Origin of the sequence: Asaia sp. SF2.1, from assembly GCF_000505765.1 — a bacterium.
Taxonomy (GTDB): Bacteria; Pseudomonadota; Alphaproteobacteria; order Acetobacterales; family Acetobacteraceae; genus Asaia; species Asaia bogorensis.
Genome location: NZ_AYXS01000001.1, coordinates 411,573 through 414,091, shown reverse-complemented (window position 1 = coordinate 414,091; position 2,519 = coordinate 411,573). Strand labels below are relative to the sequence as shown.

Genomic DNA, 2,519 nt, shown 5'->3' with positions numbered 1-2,519 from the left:
TCATTGTCGAGGGCGCGCACCCACATGATCTGGCGGTGCTGCTGGATCGGCAGGGTATTGCGATACGTGCTGGCCAGCATTGTGCCGAGCCACTGATCAGACGCCTTGGTCTGACCGCTACGGCCAGAGCCAGTTTCGGCGTTTACACCACACGAGATGATATCGACGCATTGGTGAAGGGCGTAGCACGCGCCCGTCAGATGCTGGTCTGACCAAGGGAGGTCGTTCATGTCTGAAGAAGGTCACATCCTGACCAGACCGCTTGGCGCTCCGGCGGAAACGCCAGCGCCGGAAGCTCACGCCGGTGTTCCGGACGAGGATAGCGTCATATCGGCTATCGCGACCGTTTATGACCCGGAAATACCGGTCAATATCTACGAGCTGGGGCTGATCTACGCGATCGACCTGCATGATGATGGCCGCGTGGATATTGAAATGACGCTGACTGCCCCGAATTGCCCGAGCGCACAGGAATTGCCCGAGCAGGTGCGCGAGGCTGTGGCGGCGCTTCCCGGTGTCAGCAATGCCAGCGTCTCGATTGTCTGGGATCCGCCTTGGGATATGAGCCGCATGAGCGACGATGCCCGCCTTGCGCTGAACATGTTCTGAACCGGGAGAGAACCATGAGCGATACGACAACCGCCCCGGCACCGGTGAAGCGTGCCCTGCCGCCCCTGATGCAGATGACCGAACGCGCTGCCACACGGCTGAAGAAGCTCTATGAGGGCGCAAACAAGGGCCAGCTTTTGCGTATTGGCGTGAACACGCGTGGCTGCTCAGGCATGTCCTATGACATGAGCTTTGTGGAGAGCGTGTCACCCGGTGATGAGCGCGTTACCGATCACGGGGTGGATGTGCTGATCGATCGCAAGGCGACACTGTTTCTGATTGGTACGGTGATGGATTACGAGATCAAGGATCTCGAATCCGGCTTCACCTTTACCAATCCGAATGAGAAGGGCCGTTGTGGCTGTGGCGAGAGCTTTCACGTCTGACGACGTGAAAGCCGTTTCTTGCTTCTGGTAAAGGTTACTACAGCTTCAACCTCGGTCGACCAGAGGAACTGGTCGATCACCGCGATCGACAGCACCTCGTAACCCGCCTTTTTCAGGAGCGCCGAATCCTTGTTCAGCGCCTGCGGGTTGCAGCTGACATAGATGATGTCCTCCACCTTGGACCGTGCGATATGATCCATCTGGATCAACGCACCCGCGTGAGGCGGGTCCAGAACGACAACGCGCGCCTTTTCGAATTCCTTCGCAATAAGCGGCTGACGCGTCAGATCGCGATGCGTTGTCTCGATACGCTGGCCAATCGCGCCCGATTTCAACGCAGCAATAGCCTCGAAGTGGCCTTCATAGGCGAGGACACGGCCCTTCTGCGCGAGAGGGACGGTCAATGTGCCGAAACCAGCAAACAACTCGACGATAGGATCGCGGCGGTTCAGCGCAGGCAGAGCAGCGAGGACGGCCTCGGCAATGGCAGTCTCGCTCTGGGCGCTGGCCTGCAGGAACCCGCCGGGGGGCGGTGTAAGCTTCACGCTGCCAAAGGCATGAAACACCGGGCCCTGCTGGGCAACGATTTCATAGCCGTCATTCGGGCGGCGTTTCGAGCGCCATGAGATACGCGGGATCTTATGTGTCTTGCCGAAATTGGCGAGCTTTACCCGATCCGTCGGCACAAGAGCCGCGTCCGTCGAAAGCAGAATATCGGGGCCGGAGCTGTAGAGATTGATCTGCAGATCACCCCCGCCTGTGACGGCGCCGAGCGAGCCGAGAACCTCGCGCAAAGGAGCGAGCAGTGCAAAAAGGGCAGGATCGATGACATGACACTCGGTCATATCCACGACATCGCCATGGCGTCGATGTAGCCCGAGGATAATCCGGCCGGGCAGGCGCTGGAACGCTAGATCGATGCGGCGACGGCTTTCAACCGGCACCTGCATGGCCTCGATACGGGGCAGATTGTCGAAGCCCGCACGCTGCAACGCGTGCGCCACAAGACCCGTCTTCCATTCCAGGAGTGCCGGAAGGGCGGTTGTCTGCATGGAGCAGCCGCCGCAACTGTCAAACAGCGCGCAGACAGGGGCAACGCGATTGGCGGAAGCGCTCTCGATATCGAGAACCTCGATATGCCGATCGCTGCCAACACGCAGCTTCAGGCGGTCTCCGGGGACGGCCTGCGGAATATAGGCGGGCTTGTCATCGATAAGGACAAGCCCGTCGCCGTTCGCCCCGTAGGAGAGAACGGTTGTATCAATCAGGGATGCCATGATCGCTCAGACAGTACCGCGATGCTGGATCGGGCCGACCTGATCTTCATTCTCGACCCGCCGGTTGCGACGCGGCAGGAGCATGAAGGCCGGGGTCTCATGGCCGAAGCCGGTGCGTGGTGCGTCGTGATCGAAGGCGTTCGTCGGCGCAACGGAACCACGGTCGGCGCTCGCATGCTCGCCAGAGTGGCGCTCGATCGTCGCATCCTGCTTCGGGCGCGATGCTTGACGCGCCGGTTCGGATGCA

4 protein-coding genes and 1 pseudogene are annotated in these 2,519 nt (G+C 60.4%); 3 read left to right on the top strand and 2 right to left on the bottom strand.

From position 1 onward, the window contains the following. From P792_RS38170 to P792_RS22455, 3 genes are all read left to right on the top strand, one after another. Positions 1-212, top strand: a 212-nt coding sequence (locus P792_RS38170) for an aminotransferase class V-fold PLP-dependent enzyme (protein WP_035439213.1), incomplete at its 5' end; no start/stop codon positions are given. Between the two features lie 16 nt (positions 213-228). Next, positions 229-609 carry an SUF system Fe-S cluster assembly protein gene (locus P792_RS22460; RefSeq protein WP_023977501.1) on the top strand — a complete coding sequence of 127 codons (381 nt, stop codon included), beginning with the start codon at positions 229-231 and terminating at the stop codon, positions 607-609. A gap of 14 nt (positions 610-623) precedes the next feature. Then, positions 624-995, top strand: a complete 372-nt coding sequence (locus P792_RS22455) for an iron-sulfur cluster assembly accessory protein (RefSeq protein ID WP_023977500.1) — start codon at positions 624-626, stop codon at positions 993-995. On the opposite strand, the gene P792_RS22450 is transcribed toward P792_RS22455, so the two are convergent. Both P792_RS22450 and P792_RS37910 read right to left on the bottom strand, forming a co-directional pair. Beyond that, a complete protein-coding gene (locus P792_RS22450) occupies positions 986-2,272 on the bottom strand; it encodes a class I SAM-dependent RNA methyltransferase (RefSeq protein WP_023977499.1) in 1,287 nt (428 codons plus the stop codon). The genes P792_RS22455 and P792_RS22450 overlap by 10 nt on opposite strands. Before the next feature lie 6 nt (positions 2,273-2,278). After that, positions 2,279-2,519: pseudogene (locus P792_RS37910) on the bottom strand (DNA helicase); the annotation flags it as partial.

Excerpts from the sequence above, each read along its gene's own strand:
- P792_RS22460 (WP_023977501.1), top strand. The coding sequence starts at position 229 with ATGTCTGAAGAAGGTCACATCCTGACCAGACCGCTTGGCGCTCCGGCG.
- P792_RS22455 (WP_023977500.1), top strand. The coding sequence starts at position 624 with ATGAGCGATACGACAACCGCCCCGGCACCGGTGAAGCGTGCCCTGCCG.
- P792_RS22450 (WP_023977499.1), bottom strand. The coding sequence starts at position 2,272 with ATGGCATCCCTGATTGATACAACCGTTCTCTCCTACGGGGCGAACGGC.